Consider the following 21557-nt stretch of genomic DNA (forward strand, 5'->3'; position numbering starts at 1 on the left):
TCGATGTGACGTACGAGACGGAGTGGCACCGGATGCAGCACGCAGTGGGAGCTCCGCTGCCGCCGCCCCACCGGCCGGGGCAGGGACCGACGACCGCGTGGACGCCGCCCGCGAACCACCCGGCGGATCATCAGGCTCCTCCGGCCACGAACGCCCCGGCCGCCCCTCAGGGCCCGCCGGCCGAGAGCCATCCCGGACAGCCGGGTCCGCCTCAGGGGCCTCCGGCTGCGAACCCGCAGGGGCAGTCTGGTTTGCAGCAGGGCCCGTTGGCTGTGAACCCGCAGGAGCAGTCTGGTTCGCCGCAAGGCCCGTTCGCTGTGAACCCTCCGGCTGCGGCCCAGGGTCCGTTGGCTACGACCCCTTCGGCTGCTGTCCAGGGCTCGCCGGCCGCGGGCCGTCCCGGACACCCGGACCCGCCCGCCACGAATCTGCAGGGACAGGCGGGTCCGCCTCAAGGGCCTCCGGCTGTGAACCCGCAGGGGCAGTCTGGTTTGCAGCAAGGCCCGTTCGCTGTGAACCCTCCGGCTGCGGCCCAGGGTCCGTTGGCTACGACCCCTTCGGCTGCTGTCCAGGGCTCGCCGGCCGCGGGCCGTCCCGGACACCCGGACCCGCCCGCCACGAATCCGCAGGGACAGCCGGGTCCGCCTCAGGGGCCTCCGCCCACGAGCCACTCCGGACACCCTGGCCCGCCTCAGGCTCCTCCGGCCGTGAATCCGCAGGGCCACCCTGGCCCGCCGCAAGGTCCTCCGGCCACAAGCCCGCACGGACACCCCGGCCCACCCCAGGCTCCTCCGCCCGCGAACCCGCAGGGGCACCCTGGGCCGCCGCCCCAAGGCCCCCCGGCCGCGAGCCACCCCCGTCCCGTGCCTGTGGCCCCGCCCGCTCATGTGCCGCCGCCCGCGCCGGGCTTCACCGGTGCCCCCGCGCACCCACCCGCGCAGGTCCCGCACCACGCCTCGGTGCCGAGGGACACGACCGGGCATGTGCAGCTGCCGCCGGGCGGTCCCGTCAGCATGCCGAGCCCGCCGCCCGCGCCGGGCGCGCCCGACCCGACGACCACCACGCTCGCGGTGCTGCTCATCGGGCCCGCCGGTGCCGGCAAGACCAGCGTCGCCAAGTTCTGGGCGGACCACCGCCGGGTGCCCACCGCGCACATCAGCCTGGACGACGTACGCGAATGGGTGCGCTCGGGCTTCGCCGACCCCCAGACGGGGTGGAACGACCACTCGGAGGCGCAGTATCGTCTCGCCCGCCGCACCTGTGGCTTCGCGGCGCGGAACTTCCTGGCCAACGGCATCTCCTGCATCCTCGACGACGCGGTCTTCCCGGACCGTCCGGTCGTCGGCCTCGGCGGCTGGAAGCGCCACGTGGGCCCAGGCCTGCTGCCCGTCGTCCTCCTCCCCGGCCTGGAGATCGTCCTGGAGCGCAACGCCGAACGCTCCGGCAACCGCCGTCTCACGGACGAGGAAGTCGCCCGCATCCACGGCCGCATGGCGGGCTGGTACGGCTCGGGCCTCCCGATCATCGACAACTCACAGTTGGATGTGCCGGGTACCGCGAGGGTCCTGGACGAGGTGTTGGCGAGGTCGATCGCCAGCCCCCCGAAGTGGTGACCATGGGGAGCCTCTGAAGGGGCGTGGGGCTGTATCAATGTGCGGCTCCGCCGCGTGGGCGCGATCAACCCCCACGGCCCGCGGACGGCCCACAACCGCTCCACCCCGCCCCTGACCCGCACGGCACCCCCACTCGGCCGCACTGAACCGGCGGGGAACGAGCGGAGCTCATACGCTCGGGTCATGTCAGAGGTCTACGCGGCCCGCAGGGACCGGCTACGGGAACGCTGCCACGCGGGCGGCAGCGCGACGGCGCTCGTGACCCGTGCTTCGAATGTGCGCTACCTCGCGGGCGCGGCCCCGCGCGGTGCCGCGCTGCTGCTGGGCAGAGGAGGAGAGGGCCTGCTCCTCTGTGCGGAGCCCCCGACCGGCGACGCCGCCGAGGGGCGGCTCGACGAGGCGGTACGCGTCCAGGTGCTGCCGGCCCCGGGCGGAGACCCGGCGGTCGCCGCCGCCGATCTCGCCACGGCCGAGGGCACGGAGTCCCTCGCCGTCGAGGAACACCACCTCACCGTCGCCCGGCACCGGGCGATCCGCTCGGTGGCGCCCCGGCTGCGGCTCACCGACCTCGGTGGCGCGGTCGAACAGCTGAGGGTAGTCAAGGACGAGGAGGAGATCTCCTGTCTGAGGATCGGCGCGGAGATCGCCGACCAGGCCCTCGGTGAACTCCTCGAGTCGATCCTCGTCGGCCGAACCGAACGCCACCTCGCCCTCGAACTGGAGCGGCGGCTCGTCGACCACGGCGCCGACGGCCCGGCCTTCGCGACCTCCGTCGCCACCGGCCCCCACTCCGGCCGCCGAGCCCACCGCCCCACCGACCGTCGGGTCGAGGAGGGCGACTTCCTCTCCGTGTGCCTCGGCGCGATCTACCGCGGCTACCGCTGTGAGATCGGCCGTACGTTCGTCATCGGCACCTCGCCCGCCGACTGGCAGATCGAGCTGTACGACCTGGTCTTCGCAGCCCAGCGCGCCGGACGCGAGAGCCTGGCACCGGGCGCCGAGTACCGCGACGTCGACCGCGCGGCCCGCCAGGTACTGGACTCCGCGGGGTACACGGACGGCCTCCCCGCCCTGATGGGACATGGTGTCGGACTCGAAATCGACGAGGACCCGCAGTTGGCCCCCGCGGCCATGGGTAAACTGGACGCTTGCGTGCCGGTCACCGTCGAACCCGGGGTCCACCTCCCGGGCCGGGGCGGCGTCCGGATCGATGACACGCTCGTCGTCCGCCCCGAGGCGGACGGCGGACCCGAGCTACTCACCATCACGACCAAGGAGCTGCTCGCCCTCTAGACAGGTGCGTGCCCCGGGGTCGTCCACGTCAGTCCAGGAGATTGAAGCAACCGTGGCTTCCACGAACGACCTCAAGAACGGCCTGGTGCTCAAGCTCGAAGGCGGCCAGCTCTGGTCCGTCGTCGAGTTCCAGCACGTCAAGCCCGGTAAGGGCCCTGCCTTCGTGCGCACCAAGCTCAAGAACGTGCTGTCCGGCAAGGTCGTCGACAAGACGTTCAACGCCGGCGTCAAGGTCGAGACGGCCACTGTCGACAAGCGCGACATGCAGTTCTCCTACATGGACGGCGAGTACTTCGTCTTCATGGACATGGAGACCTACGACCAGCTCATGGTCGACCGCAAGGCCGTCGGCGACGCCGCCAACTTCCTCATCGAGGGCTTCACCGCCACCGTCGCGCAGCACGAGGGCGAGGTGCTCTTCGTCGAGCTGCCCGCCGCCGTCGAGCTCGTGATCGAGGAGACCGAGCCGGGCGTCCAGGGCGACCGCTCCACCGGCGGCACCAAGCCCGCCACCCTCCAGACCGGCCACCAGATCCAGGTGCCGCTCTTCATCACCACCGGCGAGAAGATCAAGGTCGACACCCGCACGAGTGACTACCTCGGCCGGGTGAACAGCTAACCGTGGCTGCCCGTAACACGGCCCGCAAGCGTGCCTTCCAGATCCTCTTCGAGGGCGACCAGCGCGGAGTCGACGTCCTGACCGTGCTCGCCGACTGGATCCGGCACTCCCGGTCCGACACCCGGCAGCCGCCGGTGAGCGAGTACACGATGCAGCTGGTCGAGGGGTACGCGGCCTACGAGAAGCGGATCGACGAATTGATCGCGCAGTACTCGGTGGGCTGGACGCTCGACCGGATGCCGGTGGTCGACCGGAACATCCTGCGCCTCGGTGCGTACGAGCTGATCTGGGTCGACGAGACTCCGGACGCCGTTGTGCTGGACGAGATGGTGCAGCTGGCGAAGGAGTTCTCCACGGATGACTCGCCGTCGTTCGTGAACGGTCTGCTCGGCCGTCTGAAGGACCTGAAGCCTTCGCTTCGCCGGGAAGGCGAGTAAGGAAGCGCCGCTGGGGGTGCTGTGTGTTGCCGACCGCGGGTAGTCCGTGGTCGTTCGCGCAGTTCCCCGCGCCCCTTCAAAGCAAGAAACCGCCGGGGTGGCCCGAACCGAATGGTTCAGGTCACCCCGGCGGCACGTTTCTGCTGAGGCCCTGGCGGCCCTCAGTTCTCCTCGTGGGAGACCGCGCGGCGGGCGTCGGCGTCCAGGACACCCCAGCTGATCAGCTGCTCGGTGAGGACCGACGGGGACTGGTCGTAGATGACGGCGAGTGTGCGCAGGTCGTCCTGGCGGATCGACAGCACCTTGCCGTTGTAGTCACCTCGCTGGGACTGGATCGTCGCCGCGTAACGCTGCAGCGGGCCCGCCTTCTCGGCTGGGACATGGGCCAGACGCTCAAGGTCGAGGACCAGCTTCGGCGGGGGCTCGGCGGCGCCGCCCGGCGTGGTGCCAGGCAGGAGCTCCTGCACAGGAACCCCATAGAAATCCGCCAGTTCGGCAAGGCGCTGCACGGTGACGGCGCGGTCGCCGCGCTCGTACGACCCGACCACGACCGCCTTCCAGCGTCCCTGGGACTTCTCCTCGACACCGTGGAGGGAAAGGCCCTGCTGGGTGCGGATGGCCCGGAGCTTGGCCCCGAGCTGTTTGGCGTATTCGCTGGACATATAGCTCCCCGGACGAAGGCTGGTGACTCACTGTGAGGTTACGCAGCGTGACTCTTTCCCGTCAAGCCGAATGGTCCGGACCGACTCTTCCGTGGTAACCGATCTCTATTGCGCCAGGGGGGTGATCAGGGACGTTGCCCGGGCCTGCTAATGTTGATGGCGCAATTTCGACGTCCTTTAAGGTCCGTCCCGTGAGGCGGAGAAGGAGGTCCGTTTCGTATGGACACGCAGCAGAATCCGCAACAGGATCCGCAGTCGTCCGATGCGAGGCCCGTTCTCGAGGGTCCCGACATCGCACGCGTACTGACCCGCATCGCCCACGAGATCGTCGAGCGCGCCAAGGGCGCCGACGACGTGGTGCTGCTCGGTATCCCGACCCGAGGCGTCTTCCTCGCCCGGCGGCTCGCCGCCAAGCTGGAGGAGATCACCGACCGCAGGATCCCGGTCGGTTCGCTCGACATCACCATGTACCGCGACGACCTGCGCATGCACCCGCCGCGTGCGCTGGCCCGCACCGAGATCCCCGGTGACGGCATCGACGGCCGCCTCGTCGTCCTCGTCGACGACGTGCTCTTCTCCGGCCGCACGATCCGCGCCGCGCTGGACGCGCTGAACGACATCGGTCGTCCGCGCGCCGTACAGCTCGCCGTCCTCGTCGACCGGGGTCACCGCGAACTGCCCATCCGCGCCGACTACGTCGGCAAGAACCTCCCCACGTCGCTGCGGGAGACGGTCAAGGTCCAGCTCGCCGAGGAGGACGGCCGGGACACCGTCCTGCTCGGTGCGAAGGGGACCGCCACGGGCGCGAAGCACTAGGACGAAGGCGTACGGCGATGACGTACGCCCCCCTCCCGGCGCCTCTGCCTGCCCGGATTCTCCCGAAACTGAACTGTCTTACGGAGCCTGAAAGATGCAGCGTCATCTCATCTCGGCCGCCGACCTCACCCGCGACGACGCCGTCCTGATCCTCGACACCGCCGAGGAGATGGCCCGGGTCGCCGACCGGCCGATCAAGAAACTGCCGACCCTGCGCGGCCGCACGATCGTCAACCTCTTCTTCGAGGACTCCACGCGCACGCGTATCTCCTTCGAAGCCGCCGAGAAGCGACTGTCCGCGGACGTCATCAACTTCACCGCCAAGGGGTCGAGCGTGTCGAAGGGCGAGTCCCTCAAGGACACCGCCCAGACCCTCGAAGCCATGGGCGTCGACGCCGTCGTCATCCGGCACGGCGCCTCCGGGGCCCCGTACCGCCTGGCGACCTCCGGCTGGATCGACGCCGCCGTGATCAACGCCGGCGACGGCACCCACCAGCACCCCACCCAGGCCCTGCTCGACGCCTTCACCATGCGCCGCCGCCTCGTCGGCCGGGACGCCGGGCTCGGCCAGGACCTGTCCGGCAAGCGCATCACGATCGTCGGCGACGTCCTGCACAGCCGGGTCGCCCGCTCCAACGTCGACCTGTTGCACACCCTCGGCGCGGAGGTCACCCTCGTCGCCCCGCCCACCCTGGTCCCGGTCGGCGTCGACGCCTGGCCGTGCGGGATCTCGTACGACCTCGACAGCACGCTCGCCAAGTCCGACGCGGTGATGATGCTGCGCGTGCAGCGGGAGCGGATGAACGCCGCGTTCTTCCCGACCGAGCGCGAGTACTCGCGGCGCTACGGCCTCGACGGCGACCGCATGGCGCGGATGCCCGAGCACGCCATAGTGATGCACCCCGGCCCGATGGTCCGCGGCATGGAGATCACCGCCGAGGTCGCCGACTCCGACCGCTGCACCGTCGTCGAGCAGGTCGCGAACGGCGTCTCCATCCGGATGGCCGTGCTGTACCTGCTGCTCGGCGGAAACGAACCAGCCGTCACCCACACCCGCACCATCGAGGAGAAGTAAGACCGATGAGCAAGATCCTTATTCGTGGTGCGAAGGTGCTCGGCGGCGAGCCGCAGGACGTGCTGATCGACGGGTCGGTCATCGCTGAGGTGGGAGTCGGTCTCCCGGCCGACGGCGCCGAGGTCGTCGAGGCCGACGGCAAGGTGCTCCTGCCGGGCCTCGTCGACCTGCACACGCATCTGCGGGAGCCCGGCCGCGAGGACTCCGAGACCGTGCTGACCGGCACGCGCGCGGCGGCCTCCGGCGGCTACACGGCCGTCTTCGCCATGGCCAACACCTTCCCGGTCGCCGACACCGCCGGTGTGGTCGAGCAGGTCTACCGACTCGGCCAGGAGCACGGCTACTGCGACGTGCAGCCGATCGGCGCCGTCACCGTCGGCCTGGAGGGCAGGAAGCTCGCAGAGCTGGGCGCCATGCACGAGTCGGCCGCCGGGGTCACCGTCTTCTCCGACGACGGCAAGTGCGTCGACGACGCCGTGATCATGCGCCGGGCGCTGGAGTACGTGAAGGCCTTCGGCGGTGTCGTCGCCCAGCACGCGCAGGAGCCGCGGCTGACTGAGGGCGCCCAGATGAACGAGGGCGTCGTCTCCGCCGAGCTGGGGCTCGGGGGATGGCCCGCGGTGGCCGAAGAATCGATCATCGCCCGGGATGTCCTGCTCGCCGAGCACGTGGGCTCCCGCGTCCACATCTGCCACCTGTCGACCGCCGGCTCGGTCGAGATCGTCCGCTGGGCCAAGTCCCGCGGTATCGACGTCACCGCCGAGGTCACCCCGCACCACCTCCTCCTCACCGACGAGCTGGTCCGCTCGTACAACCCGGTCTACAAGGTGAACCCGCCGCTGCGCACCGAGCGTGATGTGCTCGCCCTGCGCGAGGCGCTCGCCGACGGCACGATCGACATCGTCGCCACCGACCACGCCCCGCACCCGCACGAGGACAAGGACTGCGAGTGGGCCGCCGCCGCCATGGGCATGGTCGGCCTGGAGACGGCCCTGTCGGTGGTCCAGGAGACGATGGTCGAGACCGGACTGCTCGACTGGGCGGGCGTCGCGGACCGGATGTCGGTCAAGCCCGCCAAGATCGGGCAGGCGGCCGGTCACGGACGTCCCGTCTCGGCAGGTGAGCCCGCCAACCTCACGCTCGTCGACACGGCATACCGTGGGTCGGTGGATCCCGCGGGCTTCGCCTCGCGCAGCCGCAACACCCCGTACGAGGGCCGCGAGCTGCCGGGCCGTGTCACGCACACGTGGCTGCGGGGCAAGGCCACGCTCGTCGACGGGAAGCTCACGTGACACCTGTACTTCTGCTGGCAGCCGGGAAGGAATCGGCCGAGGTCACCGACTGGGCCGCCCGTATCGGCTGGCTCGTCGGACTCGCCCTGTTCATCGCGCTCGTCTACTGGCTGATGCGCGAGGGCTGGAAGTGGCGCGGCACGCTCCAGAGCGACCTGCCCGCCCTCTCCACCGCGCCGGACGAGCCCGGTGAGGCGAGACTGAGCATGAGCGGCCGCTACCACGGCTCCACCACCGCCGGGCAGTGGCTCGACCGCATCGTGGCGCACGGCCTGGGCACCCGCAGCCGCGTCGAGCTCACGCTGACGGACGCGGGTCTGGACGTCGTACGCCCGGGAGCGACGGACTTCTTCGTCCCGGTCGCGGCCCTGCGCGAGGCCCGGCTCGACAAGGGCATCGCCGGCAAGGTCCTCACCGAGGGCGGGCTGCTGGTCGTCACCTGGGAGCACGGCGACAGGCTGATCGACTCCGGGTTCCGCTCCGACCGCGCGGCCGAGCACAACGAGTGGGTCGAGGCACTGAACAACATGATCAACAAGACGGAAACGGAAGGCGCACGATGACGACCTCCACCCGGGGAGCCACCAGGGTTCCCGCCGTACTCGTCCTGGAGGACGGCCGGATCTTCCGCGGCCGCGCCTACGGGGCCGTGGGGGTGACCTTCGGCGAGGCCGTGTTCTCCACCGGGATGACCGGCTACCAGGAGACCCTGACCGACCCGTCGTACCACCGCCAGGTCGTCGTGATGACCGCCCCGCACGTCGGCAACACCGGCGTCAACGACGAGGACCCCGAGTCCCAGCGGATCTGGGTCGCGGGCTATGTCGTACGGGACCCCGCGCGCGTCCCCTCGAACTGGCGCTCCCGTCGCTCGCTGGACGACGAGCTGCGCAAGCAGGGTGTCGTCGGGATCTCCGGCATCGACACCCGGGCCCTCACCCGCCATCTGCGCGAGCGCGGCGCCATGCGCGTCGGCATCTTCTCCGGCAACGCGCTGCCCGACGAGGGCACCATGCTCACCGAGGTCCGACAGGCCCCCGAGATGAAGGGCGCCGACCTCTCCGCCGAGGTCGCCACCAAGGAGACGTACGTCGTCCCGGCGATCGGCGAGAAGAAGTTCACCGTCGCCGCCGTCGACCTCGGCATCAAGGGCATGACCCCGCACCGCATGGCCGAGCGCGGCATCGAGGTGCACGTGCTGCCGGCCACGGCGAGCGTCGACGACGTGTACGCCGTGAACCCCGACGGTGTGTTCTTCTCCAACGGCCCCGGCGACCCGGCCACCGCCGACCACCCGGTCTCCGTGATGCGGTCGGTCCTGGAGCGCGGCACCCCGCTGTTCGGCATCTGCTTCGGCAACCAGATCCTGGGGCGCGCCCTCGGCTTCGGCACCTACAAGCTGAAGTACGGCCACCGCGGCATCAACCAGCCGGTGCAGGACCGTACGACCGGCAAGGTCGAGGTCACCGCGCACAACCACGGCTTCGCCGTCGACGCCCCGCTCGACAAGGTCTCCGAGACCCCCTACGGCCGCGCCGAGGTCTCCCACGTGTGCCTCAACGACAACGTGGTGGAGGGGCTCCAGCTCCTCGACCGGCCGGCCTTCAGCGTCCAGTACCACCCCGAAGCGGCAGCGGGCCCGCACGACGCCGCCTACCTGTTCGACCGCTTCGTATCCCTGATGGAGGGCCAGCGTGCCTAAGCGCACCGATATCCAGTCCGTCCTGGTCATCGGCTCCGGCCCGATCGTCATCGGCCAGGCCGCCGAGTTCGACTACTCCGGCACCCAGGCGTGCCGCATCCTTCGCGCCGAGGGCCTCCGGGTCGTCCTCGTCAACTCCAACCCGGCGACGATCATGACCGACCCGGAGATCGCCGACGCCACGTACGTCGAGCCGATCACCCCGGAGTTCGTCGAGAAGATCATCGCCAAGGAGCGCCCGGACGCCCTCCTGCCCACCCTCGGCGGTCAGACGGCCCTCAACACGGCCATCTCGCTGCACGAAGCCGGGACGCTGGAGAAGTACGGCGTCGAGCTGATCGGCGCCAACGTCGAGGCCATCAACAAGGGCGAGGATCGCGACCTCTTCAAGGACGTCGTCGAGGCCGTTCGCGCCAAGATCGGCCACGGCGAGTCCGCCCGGTCCGTGATCTGTCACTCCATGGACGACGTGATCCAGGGTGTGGAGACGCTCGGCGGCTACCCCGTCGTCGTCCGCCCCTCCTTCACCATGGGCGGCGCCGGTTCCGGCTTCGCCCACGACGAGGAGGAGCTGCGCCGCATCGCCGGCCAGGGCCTCACCCTCTCGCCCACCACCGAGGTGCTCCTGGAGGAGTCCATCCTCGGCTGGAAGGAGTACGAGCTGGAGCTGATGCGCGACAAGCACGACAACGTCGTGGTCGTCTGCTCCATCGAGAACTTCGACCCCATGGGCGTGCACACCGGTGACTCGATCACGGTCGCGCCCGCGATGACCCTCACCGACCGCGAGTACCAGATCCTCCGGGACATCGGCATCGCCGTGATCCGCGAGGTCGGCGTCGACACGGGCGGCTGCAACATCCAGTTCGCGGTGAACCCCGAGGACGGTCGTGTGATCGTCATCGAGATGAACCCGCGCGTGTCGCGCTCGTCCGCCCTCGCCTCCAAGGCGACCGGCTTCCCGATCGCCAAGATCGCCGCCAAGCTGGCCGTCGGCTACACGCTGGACGAGATCCCGAACGACATCACCGAGCAGACCCCGGCGTCGTTCGAACCGACGCTCGACTATGTGGTGGTGAAGGCGCCGCGCTTCGCCTTCGAGAAGTTCCCGTCGGCCGACTCGACACTGACCACCACCATGAAGTCGGTCGGCGAGGCCATGGCCATCGGCCGCAACTTCACCGAGGCCCTGCAGAAGGCTCTGCGGTCGCTGGAGAAGAAGGGCAGCCAGTTCACGTTCGTCGGCGAGCCCGGTGAAAAGGATCTCCTTCTGTCGGAGGCCGTACGGCCCACCGACGGCCGGATCAACACCGTCATGCAGGCCATCCGCGCGGGTGCCACGCCCGAGGAGGTCTTCGAGTCCACGAAGATCGACCCGTGGTTCGTCGACCAGCTCTTCCTGATCAAGGAGATCGCGGACGAGCTGGCCGCGGCGGAGCGGTTGGACCCCGAACTCCTGGCCGAGGCCAAGCGGCACGGCTTCTCCGACCAGCAGATCGCCGAGATCCGGGGGCTGCGCGAGGACGTCGTGCGCGAGGTGCGCCACGCGCTGGGCGTGCGCCCGGTGTACAAGACGGTCGACACCTGCGCCGCCGAGTTCGCGGCGAAGACGCCGTACTTCTACTCCTCGTACGATGAGGAGACCGAGGTCGCCCCGCGCGAGAAGCCGGCCGTCATCATCCTCGGCTCCGGCCCGAACCGCATCGGCCAGGGCATCGAGTTCGACTACTCCTGCGTTCACGCCTCCTTCGCGCTGAGCGACGCGGGCTACGAGACCGTGATGGTCAACTGCAACCCGGAGACCGTCTCCACGGACTACGACACCTCCGACCGCCTGTACTTCGAGCCGCTCACGCTGGAAGACGTGCTGGAGATCGTCCACGCCGAGTCGCTGGCCGGCCCGATCGCGGGCGTCGTCGTCCAGCTCGGCGGCCAGACCCCGCTGGGCCTGTCGCAGGCGCTCAAGGACAACGGCGTACCGGTCGTGGGCACCTCCCCGGAGGCCATCCACGCCGCCGAGGACCGCGGTGCCTTCGGACGCGTACTGGCGGAGGCCGGGCTTCCGGCGCCGAAGCACGGCACGGCGACCACCTTCGCCGGCGCCAAGGCCATCGCCGACGAGATCGGCTACCCGGTCCTCGTCCGCCCGTCGTACGTGCTCGGCGGGCGCGGCATGGAGATCGTGTACGACGAGGCCCGTCTGGAGTCGTACATCGCCGAGTCGACCGAGATCAGCCCCTCCCGGCCGGTCCTCGTCGACCGCTTCCTCGACGACGCGATCGAGATCGACGTCGACGCCCTGTACGACGGTCACGAGCTCTACCTCGGCGGAGTGATGGAGCACATCGAGGAGGCCGGCATCCACTCCGGCGACTCGGCGTGCGCCCTGCCCCCGATCACCCTCGGCGGCTTCGACATCAAGCGCCTGCGTTCCTCCACGGAGGCCATCGCTCGCGGTGTCGGGGTCCGCGGCCTGATCAACATCCAGTTCGCGATGGCCGGCGACATCCTCTACGTCCTCGAAGCCAACCCGCGCGCCTCCCGCACCGTCCCCTTCACGTCGAAGGCGACCGCGGTGCCGCTGGCCAAGGCCGCCGCCCGGATCTCGCTGGGCGCGACCATCGCCGAGCTGCGCGCGGAGGGGCTGCTTCCGGCCAACGGCGACGGCGGTGAGCTGCCGCTCGACGCGCCGATCTCCGTCAAGGAGGCCGTCATGCCGTGGTCCCGCTTCCGCGACATCCACGGGCGCGGCGTCGACACGATCCTCGGCCCGGAGATGCGTTCCACCGGCGAGGTCATGGGCATCGACTCGGTCTTCGGCACCGCGTACGCCAAGTCGCAGGCCGGCGCCTACGGTCCGCTGCCCACCAAGGGGCGCGCGTTCATCTCGGTCGCCAACCGCGACAAGCGTTCGATGATCTTCCCGGCGCGTGAGCTGGTCGCCCACGGCTTCGAACTGCTCGCCACGTCCGGTACGGCCGAGGTGCTCAAGCGCAACGGCATCAACGCCACCGTCGTACGCAAGCAGAGCGAGGGCACCGGCCCGAACGGCGAGCGGACCATCGTCCAGCTCATCCACGACGGCGAGGTCGACCTCATCGTCAACACCCCGTTCGGCACCGGCGGCCGCCTCGACGGCTACGACATCCGTACGGCGGCCGTGGCCCGGTCCGTGCCGTGCCTGACGACGGTCCAGGCGCTCGCCGCGGCCGTCCAGGGCATCGACGCGCTCAATCACGGCGGCATCGGGGTGCGCTCACTCCAGGAACACGCCGAACACCTGACCGCGGCCCGCGACTAGCAGCCCTGAGGGGGACACCGGAAACGGTGTCCCCCTCTTCATGAGGACCCCTGAGGACTCTCGATGTACAAGCTTTTCTTCCGTCTGGTTTTCACACGGATGGACCCCGAGGAGGCCCATTACCTGGCCTTCCGCTGGATCCGCCTCGCCGTCCGCATCCCCGTTCTGCGCACCTTCGTCGCGGCCGCCCTCGCGCCCCGCTACGAAGAGCTGCGCACCGAGGCCTTCGGGCTGCGCATGCACGGTCCGTTCGGGCTGGCCGCCGGCTTCGACAAGAACGCCGTCGCGATCGACGGGATGTCGATGCTGGGCTTCGACCACGTCGAGATCGGCACGGTGACGGGGGAGGCGCAGCCCGGGAACCCCAAGAAGCGGCTGTTCCGCCTGGTCGCCGACCGGGCGCTGATCAACCGCATGGGCTTCAACAACGAGGGCTCGCTCGCCGTGGCCGCCCGCCTGGCCTCGCGCACCCCGGTTTTCAGGACCGTCGTGGGCGTCAACATCGGCAAGACGAAGGTCGTCCCGGAGGACGAGGCCGCCGGGGACTACGTGAAGTCCACCGAGCGTCTCGCGCCCCACGCCGACTACCTGGTCGTCAACGTCTCCTCGCCCAACACGCCCGGCCTGCGCAACCTCCAGGCCACGGAGGCACTGCGGCCCCTGCTCACCGCCGTGCGCGAGGCCGCCGACCGCACGGTCCGTACGCGCCGGGTGCCGCTGCTCGTCAAGATCGCGCCGGACCTCGCCGACGAGGACATCGACGCCGTCGCCGACCTCGCCGTGGAACTGGGCCTGGACGGGATCATCGCCACGAACACCACCATCGCGCGCGAGGGACTCGGTCTGAAGTCCCAACCCACTCTCTTCAAGGAGACGGGTGGCCTCTCCGGCGCCCCGCTCAAGGCACGCTCCCTGGAGGTCCTGCGCCGCCTCTACGCGCGCGTGGGCGACCGGATCACCCTGGTGGGCGTCGGCGGCATCGAGAACGCCGAGGACGCCTGGCAGCGCATCCTGGCCGGAGCCACGCTGGTCCAGGGCTACAGCGCCTTCGTCTACGAGGGCCCCTTCTGGGCGCGCGCCATCCACAAGGGCCTCGCGGCACGCCTGCGCACGAGCCCGTACGCCACGCTCGCCGAAGCGGTCGGCGCCGACGTGAGGAAGAGGACGGCATGACCGAGACCTTCGGTACGCGGCTGCGCCGCGCCATGGACGAGCGCGGCCCCCTGTGCGTCGGCATCGACCCGCACGCCTCCCTGCTCGCCGACTGGGGCCTGGACGACGACATCGCGGGCCTGGAGCGGTTCAGCCGCACGGTCGTCGAGGCGCTGGCCGACCAGGTGGCCGTCTTCAAGCCGCAGAGCGCCTTCTTCGAGCGCTTCGGGTCGCGCGGCATCGCCGTACTGGAGAAGACGGTCGAGGAAGCGCGGGCGGCCGGGGCGCTGGTCGTCATGGACGCCAAGCGCGGTGACATCGGCTCCACCATGGCCGCGTACGCCGAGACCTTCCTGCGCAAGGACGCCCCGCTGTTCTCCGACGCGCTGACGGTCTCGCCGTACCTCGGCTACGGCTCGCTGAAGCCGGCCGTGGAACTGGCGCGCGAGAGCGGCGCCGGGCTGTTCGTACTGGCGCTGACCTCCAACCCGGAGGGCGGCGAGGTGCAGCACGCGGTGCGTGGTGACGGGCGGAACGTCGGAGCGACGATGCTGGCGCACCTGGCGGCCGAGAACGCGGGAGAAAAGCCCATGGGCTCCTTCGGCGCCGTCGTGGGCGCCACGCTGGGCGACCTCTCCTCGTACGACCTGGACATCAACGGACCTCTCCTCGCGCCCGGGATCGGCGCACAAGGGGCCACTCCGGCCGATCTCCCGGCGGTCTTCGGGGCGGCCGTGCGCAATGTGGTGCCGAACGTCAGCCGTGGCGTCCTCCGTCACGGTCCCGACGTCGTCGCGCTGCGTGACGCCTCGGCTCGTTTCGCGGAGGAGATCCGCACCGCGGTGGCGGCGGCCTGAGACCTCCGATGAGTGCCCGAGGGGCGCTTCATGGACGGCCTGAGTCTGAATACATCCTCAAATCCAGGGCAGTATGCCGGTTATGTCCGACTCCAGGGAGGCTGACCAGGACTTTTCCGCTGTTCTCGCTGACTCCAGCGGAGATGGCCGCTAGTCTCCGAGCAGAGTCAACGGGCGAGCGTGTTGCTCGTGGCTCCCTAGGTGTGGGGCGACTAGGTTCCTCACCGGTCCGTATCCGACAGTTCGACATCCGAGGTGACGTAGGCGTGGCTCTTCCGCCCCTTACCCCTGAACAGCGCGCAGCCGCGCTCGAAAAGGCCGCCGCGGCTCGCCGGGAGCGGGCCGAGGTCAAGAATCGACTCAAGCACTCCGGCGCCTCCCTGCATGAGGTCATCAAGCAGGGCCAGGAGAACGACGTCATCGGCAAGATGAAGGTCTCCGCCCTGCTCGAGTCCCTGCCGGGCGTGGGCAAGGTCCGCGCCAAGCAGATCATGGAGCGACTCGGCATCTCCGAGAGCCGTCGTGTCCGCGGCCTCGGCTCCAACCAGATCGCTTCCCTGGAGCGTGAGTTCGGCAGTACCGGTTCCTGATCCCGGGCCCTGTCGGGAGGGAGTCCCGGGCACTCCGGGATTGCTGGAATAATCGCTGCATGGCTGCAACATCCCGGGGCGCGACCCCCGAGCCCCCGGACGTACGTCCGCGACTGACCGTGCTCTCCGGCCCCTCAGGGGTCGGCAAGAGCACGGTCGTCGCTCATATGCGCAAGGCCCACCCCGAGGTCTGGCTCTCGGTGTCGGCGACGACCCGAAAGCCGCGCCCCGGCGAGAAGCACGGAGTCCACTACTTCTTCGTCACCGACGAGGAGATGGACAAGCTGATCGCCAACAGCGAGCTGCTGGAGTGGGCCGAGTTCGCCGGCAACCGCTACGGCACTCCACGGGCCGCCGTGCTGGAACGCCTGGAGCGGGGCGAGCCCGTCCTGCTGGAGATCGACCTCCAGGGCGCCCGGCAGGTCCGCGAGACCATGCCCGACGCTCAGCTGGTGTTCCTGGCTCCTCCCTCCTGGGACGAGCTGGTGCGCCGGCTCACCGGGCGGGGCACCGAACCGCCCGAGGTGATCGAGCGCCGCCTGCAGGCCGCCAAGATCGAGCTGGCGGCCGAGCCGGAGTTCGACGTGACCTTGGTCAACACCTCCGTCGAGGACGTGGCTCGCGAGCTGCTAGCCTTGATGGATGTTGTGTGATCACGGGTTCTGTCCGGTTTCTGTGATCACGACCGATCTTTTCCCATCCATCGGAAGGTAGAGCGTGTCCTCTTCCATCTCCGCGCCCGAGGGCATCATCAACCCGCCGATCGACGAGCTCCTCGAGGCCACCGACTCGAAGTACAGCCTCGTGATCTACGCGGCCAAGCGTGCCCGCCAGATCAACGCGTACTACTCGCAGCTCGGCGAGGGCCTCCTCGAGTACGTCGGTCCCCTCGTGGACACCCACGTCCACGAGAAGCCGCTCTCGATCGCCCTCCGCGAGATCAACGCGGGTCTGCTGACGTCCGAGGCCGTCGAGGGCCCCGCGTAGGCGTCAGTAGTATTTTCCGCTTGCAGTTGGTTTTTCCACAGGCCCGGCAGCGCGACTGCCGGGCCTGTGGTGTGTGATGGACTCGTACGCCGACGAGCCGCGGCGTGCTGGTGTCGAATGCGGGAGGCCCGGTGGGCAAGCCGAAGGTCGTTCTTGGGGTCAGCGGTGGCATCGCCGCGTACAAGGCGTGCGAGTTGCTGCGCAGGCTGAGCGAGTCCGGGCATGACGTACGGGTGGTGCCCACGGCCTCCGCCCTGCATTTCGTCGGTGCCGCCACCTGGTCCGCGCTCTCCGGCAACCCCGTCTCGACCGAGGTGTGGGACGACGTCCACGAGGTGCCGCACGTCCGCATCGGCCAGCAGGCCGACCTGGTCGTCGTAGCCCCCGCCACGGCCGACACGCTGGCCAAGGCCGCCCACGGCCTGGCCGACGACCTCCTCACCAACACCCTGCTCACCGCCCGCTGTCCGGTCGTCTTCGCCCCCGCCATGCACACCGAGATGTGGGAACACCCGGCCACCCAGGAGAACGTGGCGACGCTGCGCCGCCGCGGCGCCGTGGTCATCGAGCCCGCAGTGGGCCGGCTGACCGGCGTCGACACGGGCAAGGGGCGGCTGCCCGACCCCGCCGAGATCTTCGAGGTCTGCCGCCGGGTGCTCGCCAGGGGCGTCACCGAACCGGACCTCGCCGGCCGTCATGTCGTCGTGAGCGCCGGCGGCACCCGCGAACCCCTCGACCCCGTCCGCTTCCTCGGCAACCGCTCCTCCGGCAAGCAGGGGTACGCCCTGGCCCGCACGGCTGCCGCCCGGGGCGCCCGGGTCACCCTGATCGAGGCGAACACCGGACTGCCCGACCCCGCGGGCGTGGACGTCGTAAGGGTCGGTACGGCGGTCCAGTTGCGCGAGGCGGTGCTCAAGGCGGCCTCGGACGCCGATGTGGTCGTGATGGCGGCGGCGGTGGCGGACTTCCGCCCGGAGACGTACGCCGCCGGCAAGATCAAGAAGAAGGACGGGCAGGAGCCGGAGCCCATCGTCCTGGTCCGTAATCCGGACATCCTCGCGGAGATATCGGCCGACCGGCCGCGCCCCGAACAGGTGGTCGTCGGCTTCGCCGCCGAGACCGACGACGTCCTCGCCAACGGCCGTACGAAGCTGGCGCGGAAGGGGTGCGACCTCCTCGTGGTGAACGAGGTGGGGGAGCGCAAGACCTTCGGCTCCGAGGAGAACGAGGCCGTGGTGCTGGGCGCCGACGGCAGTGAGACCCCGGTGCCGTACGGCCCGAAGGAAGCCTTGGCCGAAACGGTGTGGGACCTGGTGGCGCATCGGTTGCGCTGACCGTTCTATTCGCGCCAGGGCTCACTCGAACCCCTCACATTAGGGGTGTGGCGACCCTGGCGGACACCGTCGGCCACGGGGCAGAATGCAGGTGCCGCAGGTCACAGAGCTCCCGAGAGGCGAGACAGGTGGGCCGGTGGCCGAGCCCGACCGATAAACTGTTCTCGGACGACGCCGGGCGCAGCCCCCAGCTCGTCCGCCAATGATCAGCCAGCAGCCGCTGCAACCACAGGGAGCGTTGTGTCCCGTCGTCTGTTCACCTCGGAGTCCGTGACCGAGGGTCACCCCGACAAGATCGCTGACCAGATCAGCGATGCCATTCTCGATGCGCTCCTGCGCGAGGACCCCTCGTCCCGCGTCGCCGTGGAGACGCTCATCACCACCGGCCTGGTGCACGTGGCCGGTGAGGTCACGACCAAGGCCTACGCGCCGATCGCCCAGCTGGTCCGCGACACGATCCTGGAGATCGGCTACGACTCGTCGAAGAAGGGCTTCGACGGCGCGTCCTGTGGTGTGTCGGTGTCGATCGGCTCGCAGTCCCCTGACATCGCACAGGGCGTCGACACGGCGTACGAGACCCGGGTCGAGGGTGATGACGACGAGCTGGACCGTCAGGGTGCCGGTGACCAGGGCCTGATGTTCGGCTACGCGACGGACGAGACGCCGACGCTGATGCCGCTGCCGATCTTCCTGGCCCACCGCCTGTCGAAGCGCCTGTCCGAGGTCCGCAAGAACGGCACGATCCCCTACCTGCGTCCCGACGGCAAGACCCAGGTCACCATCGAGTACGACGGCGACAAGGCGGTCCGGCTGGACACGGTCGTGGTCTCCTCGCAGCACGCGAGCGACATCGACCTGGAGTCGTTGCTGGCCCCCGACATCCGCGAGTTCGTGGTGGAGCCGGAGCTGAAGGCGCTCCTCGACGAGGGCATCAAGCTGGACACCGACGGCTACCGCCTGCTGGTGAACCCGACCGGCCGCTTCGAGATCGGCGGCCCGATGGGCGACGCCGGCCTCACCGGCCGCAAGATCATCATCGACACCTATGGCGGCATGGCCCGCCACGGCGGCGGCGCCTTCTCCGGCAAGGACCCGTCCAAGGTCGACCGCTCCGCCGCATACGCGATGCGCTGGGTCGCCAAGAACGTCGTCGCGGCCGGTCTGGCCGCGCGCTGCGAGGTCCAGGTGGCGTACGCGATCGGCAAGGCCGAGCCCGTGGGCCTCTTCGTCGAGACCTTCGGCACCGCCAAGATCGACGTCGACAAGATCGAGAAGGCCATCGACGAGGTCTTCGACCTCCGCCCGGCCGCGATCATCCGCGACCTCGACCTGCTCCGCCCGATCTACGGCAAGACCGCCGCGTACGGTCACTTCGGCCGCGAGCTGCCCGACTTCACGTGGGAGCGCACGGACCGTGTGGAGGCGCTGCGCAAGGCGGCGGGGCTGTAGGCCCCACGCGTTCGTAGGTCTTCGGTTCTTCGCGAGGCCCGTTGTCCCCTGGGGGCACCGGGCCTCGTTGCCGTGTGCGGGGCGACGGGTGGGCCCGAGGCCGGGCGGGCGGGGAGTTCGAGGGCGTCGGTTGTCAGTGGGGTTTGGTAGGAATGCAGGCGTGAGCAGCGAGGACGGGAAGAGGGGCGGCGGCGCGGGGGACGCGGTGCCCGAGCAGCTCGCGTTCATCCGGGAGGCCGTGCGGAAGGCCAAGGTGCCGAAGGCCAAGCCGCGGACGTGGCGGGGGGCCGCGCTGGCCAAGGAGCTGCCGGTTGCCCGGGTGCTGGTCGACAAGGGTGTGCTGCATCTCGATCGGTACTTCGACTACGCGGTGCCGGAGGAGCTGGACGCCGATGCCCAGCCCGGGGTCCGGGTCCGGGTGCGGTTCGGGGCGGGCGCCCACAATGTCCGGGAGGGGCGTCGCGAGGGCGGTGGCCTGAGGGACGGGTTCATCGTCGAGAGGCTGGCCGAGTCCGACTATGCCGGGCCGCTGGCCGCGCTGGCGCAGGTGGTCTCGCCCGAGCCGGTGCTGGATCCCGAACTGCTGGGGCTCGCGCGGGCGGTGGCGGATCGTTATGCCGGGAGCCTCGCGGATGTGCTGCAGCTGGCCGTGCCGCCGCGGCATGCGCGGGCCGAGGCGGTGGAGATGGCCGAGCCGCTTCCGGCGCCGGACGCGCCCGAGCCGGGGTCCTGGCGGAGGTATGCGCGCGGGGAGGGGTTCCTGCGGGCGCTGGCCGGTGGCGGTGCGCCCCGGGCCGTGTGGACCGCGTTGCCCGGGCCGGACTGGGCCGAGGAGATCGGGCGGGCGGTGCAGGCGACGCTGTCGTCGGGGCGGGGGGCGCTCGTCGTCGTACCGGCCGGGCGGCCCGCCGCGCGGGTCGACGAGGCGCTGCGGAGGTTGTTGGGGGAGGGGCAGCATGCCCTGCTGACCGCTGAGGCCGGTCCGGAGCGGCGGTATCGGGAGTGGCTGGCCGTGCGGCGGGGAGCCGTGCGGGCCGTGGTGGGGACACGGGCCGCGATGTTCGCGCCGGTGCAAAATCTCGGGCTGGTGGTCGTGTGGGACGACGGCGATGCGGGCCACAGTGATGACAACGCTCCCTTTCCGCATGTGCGGGAGGTGCTGGAGCTGCGGGCCGCCCGGGACAAGTGCGGTTTCCTGCTGGGCAGTTGGAGCTGCACGGTCGAGGCCGCGCAACTGGTCGAGAGCGGGTGGGCCGCGCCGATCGTCGCCGGGCGGGAGCAGGTACGGGCCACCGCGCCGCTCGTACGGACCGTGGGGGACGGGGAGCTCGCTCGGGACGAGGCCGCGCGGGCGGCTCGGCTGCCGAGTCTGGCCTGGCAGGTCGCCAGGGACGGGCTGCGCAGCGGGCCTGTGCTGGTGCAAGTGCCTCGGCGGGGGTATGTGCCGCGATTGGCCTGTGCTCGGTGCCGGGAGCCCGCGCGGTGTCGGCACTGTGCCGGGCCGTTCGAGGCGCGGGAGGGGACTTCCGCTCTGCTGTGCGGGTGGTGCGGGCGCGAGGAGGACAGCTGGCACTGCCCGGAGTGCGGGGGCTTCCGGCTGCGGGCGCGGGTCGTGGGGGCCCGGCGGACCGCCGAGGAGCTGGGGCGGGCCTTTCCCGCCGTACCGGTGCGGACCTCCGGGCGGGAGCATGTGCTGGACACCGTGCCGGGGACGCCCGCGCTGGTCGTGAGCACGCCGGGCGCCGAGCCGGTCGCCGAGGGCGGGTATGCCGCCGCGCTGCTGCTGGACGGGTGGGCCATGCTCGGGCGGCCCGATCTGCGGGCCGGTGAGGAGGCGCTGCGGCGGTGGATCGGGGCCGCCGCGCTCGTCCGGGACCAGGAGGCGGGCGGCACGGTCGTCGTGGTCGCCGAGCCGACGCTGCGGCCCGTGCAGGCGCTGGTGCGGTGGGACCCGGTGGGGCACGCCGTGCGGGAGCTGGCCGAGCGGGCCGAGTTGGGCTTTCCGCCGGTGTCGCGGATGGCCGCCGTGTCCGCGGTGGTCGGGGGCGTGGCCGACTTCCTGGCCGGCGTCGAACTGCCGCCGGACGCGGAAGTGTTGGGGCCGGTGCCCCTGGCCGTCATCGATGCGGGGCGGCAGCGGAGGGTGGGGGCGCCACCGGCGGGGGAGCGGTGGGAGCGTGCGCTTGTCCGGGTGCCGCCGGGGAGTGGGGCGGCGTTGGCCGCTGCGCTCAAGAGCGCGCAGGCGGCGCGGATGGCGCGTGGGGGGAGTGACGAGGTGCGGATTCGGGTGGACCCGTTGGATATCGGGTGAGGGTACGGATGGCCGACGGTGCCCGCGGTGGTGATCTGCCCGCGCTCTGAGGTGGGGCAACGAGGGG

General features: G+C 70.5%; 19 protein-coding genes. 18 read left to right on the forward strand and 1 reads right to left on the reverse strand.

From position 1 onward, the window contains the following. Positions 1 to 707: 707 nt before the first annotated feature. The 4 genes from SGFS_RS45570 to nusB all read left to right on the forward strand — a co-directional run bounded on the left by SGFS_RS45570 (position 708) and on the right by nusB (position 3962). Positions 708 to 1613 (forward strand): AAA family ATPase, encoded by a 906-nt coding sequence (locus SGFS_RS45570; RefSeq protein ID WP_286258426.1) that lies wholly within the window; start codon positions 708 to 710, stop codon positions 1611 to 1613. A 183-nt stretch (positions 1614 to 1796) separates the two neighbouring features. After that, positions 1797 to 2906 carry a M24 family metallopeptidase gene (locus SGFS_RS45575; RefSeq protein ID WP_286258427.1) on the forward strand — a complete coding sequence of 370 codons (1110 nt, stop codon included), beginning with the start codon at positions 1797 to 1799 and terminating at the stop codon, positions 2904 to 2906. 52 nt (positions 2907 to 2958) lie between these two features. Continuing rightward, on the forward strand, positions 2959 to 3525 hold the full coding sequence (efp, locus tag SGFS_RS45580; protein ID WP_286258429.1) for an elongation factor P: 567 nt from the start codon (positions 2959 to 2961) through the stop codon (positions 3523 to 3525). Between the two features lie 2 nt (positions 3526 to 3527). Next, positions 3528 to 3962, forward strand: coding sequence for a transcription antitermination factor NusB (gene nusB / locus SGFS_RS45585; RefSeq protein WP_286258430.1), 435 nt, complete (start codon positions 3528 to 3530; stop codon positions 3960 to 3962). 161 nt (positions 3963 to 4123) lie between these two features. On the opposite strand, the gene bldD is transcribed toward nusB, so the two are convergent. Beyond that, a complete protein-coding gene (bldD, locus tag SGFS_RS45590; protein ID WP_019059743.1) occupies positions 4124 to 4624 on the reverse strand; it encodes a transcriptional regulator BldD in 501 nt (166 codons plus the stop codon). Positions 4625 to 4843: 219 nt separating this feature from the next. Between bldD and pyrR the strand changes: the two genes are divergently transcribed. The 14 genes from pyrR to SGFS_RS45660 all read left to right on the forward strand — a co-directional run bounded on the left by pyrR (position 4844) and on the right by SGFS_RS45660 (position 21490). Beyond that, complete coding sequence (pyrR, locus tag SGFS_RS45595; protein WP_286258432.1) at positions 4844 to 5440, forward strand: bifunctional pyr operon transcriptional regulator/uracil phosphoribosyltransferase PyrR; 597 nt, start codon at positions 4844 to 4846, stop codon at positions 5438 to 5440. A gap of 94 nt (positions 5441 to 5534) precedes the next feature. Next, entirely contained in the window at positions 5535 to 6515 is a 981-nt protein-coding gene (locus tag SGFS_RS45600) for an aspartate carbamoyltransferase catalytic subunit (RefSeq protein ID WP_286258433.1), read from the forward strand. 5 nt (positions 6516 to 6520) lie between these two features. Beyond that, the gene (locus tag SGFS_RS45605) at positions 6521 to 7807 is read left to right on the forward strand and encodes a dihydroorotase (RefSeq protein ID WP_286258434.1); all 1287 of its coding nucleotides are present in this window, start codon (positions 6521 to 6523) and stop codon (positions 7805 to 7807) included. Then, positions 7804 to 8370, forward strand: a complete 567-nt coding sequence (locus tag SGFS_RS45610) for a PH-like domain-containing protein (protein ID WP_286258435.1) — start codon at positions 7804 to 7806, stop codon at positions 8368 to 8370. The genes SGFS_RS45605 and SGFS_RS45610 overlap by 4 nt, the downstream gene beginning before the upstream one ends. Next, positions 8367 to 9509, forward strand: a complete 1143-nt coding sequence (gene carA, locus SGFS_RS45615; RefSeq protein ID WP_286258436.1) for a glutamine-hydrolyzing carbamoyl-phosphate synthase small subunit — start codon at positions 8367 to 8369, stop codon at positions 9507 to 9509. The genes SGFS_RS45610 and carA overlap by 4 nt, the downstream gene beginning before the upstream one ends. Continuing rightward, the gene (gene carB, locus SGFS_RS45620; RefSeq protein ID WP_286258437.1) at positions 9502 to 12810 is read left to right on the forward strand and encodes a carbamoyl-phosphate synthase large subunit; all 3309 of its coding nucleotides are present in this window, start codon (positions 9502 to 9504) and stop codon (positions 12808 to 12810) included. Before carA ends, carB begins: the two co-directional genes overlap by 8 nt. Before the next feature lie 63 nt (positions 12811 to 12873). Then, a complete protein-coding gene (locus SGFS_RS45625; protein WP_286258439.1) occupies positions 12874 to 13983 on the forward strand; it encodes a quinone-dependent dihydroorotate dehydrogenase in 1110 nt (369 codons plus the stop codon). After that, a complete protein-coding gene (gene pyrF, locus SGFS_RS45630; RefSeq protein WP_286258440.1) occupies positions 13980 to 14819 on the forward strand; it encodes an orotidine-5'-phosphate decarboxylase in 840 nt (279 codons plus the stop codon). Before SGFS_RS45625 ends, pyrF begins: the two co-directional genes overlap by 4 nt. A 266-nt stretch (positions 14820 to 15085) precedes the next feature. Beyond that, a complete protein-coding gene (locus SGFS_RS45635; protein ID WP_003977346.1) occupies positions 15086 to 15409 on the forward strand; it encodes an integration host factor in 324 nt (107 codons plus the stop codon). 59 nt (positions 15410 to 15468) lie between these two features. Continuing rightward, positions 15469 to 16062 (forward strand): guanylate kinase, encoded by a 594-nt coding sequence (gene gmk / locus SGFS_RS45640; protein ID WP_286258444.1) that lies wholly within the window; start codon positions 15469 to 15471, stop codon positions 16060 to 16062. A gap of 64 nt (positions 16063 to 16126) precedes the next feature. Next, positions 16127 to 16396: a DNA-directed RNA polymerase subunit omega gene (gene rpoZ, locus SGFS_RS45645; RefSeq protein WP_005485492.1), complete on the forward strand. Its 270-nt coding sequence runs from the start codon at positions 16127 to 16129 to the stop codon at positions 16394 to 16396. A gap of 131 nt (positions 16397 to 16527) precedes the next feature. Continuing rightward, entirely contained in the window at positions 16528 to 17730 is a 1203-nt protein-coding gene (coaBC, locus tag SGFS_RS45650) for a bifunctional phosphopantothenoylcysteine decarboxylase/phosphopantothenate--cysteine ligase CoaBC (protein ID WP_286258445.1), read from the forward strand. A gap of 240 nt (positions 17731 to 17970) precedes the next feature. Next, complete coding sequence (metK, locus tag SGFS_RS45655; RefSeq protein WP_286258446.1) at positions 17971 to 19179, forward strand: methionine adenosyltransferase; 1209 nt, start codon at positions 17971 to 17973, stop codon at positions 19177 to 19179. A gap of 160 nt (positions 19180 to 19339) precedes the next feature. Then, complete coding sequence (locus SGFS_RS45660) at positions 19340 to 21490, forward strand: primosomal protein N' (RefSeq protein ID WP_286258447.1); 2151 nt, start codon at positions 19340 to 19342, stop codon at positions 21488 to 21490. The last annotated feature ends 67 nt before the right edge of the window (positions 21491 to 21557 follow it).

It is taken from the genome of Streptomyces graminofaciens, assembly GCF_030294945.1.
GTDB lineage: Bacteria > Actinomycetota > Actinomycetes > Streptomycetales > Streptomycetaceae > Streptomyces > Streptomyces graminofaciens.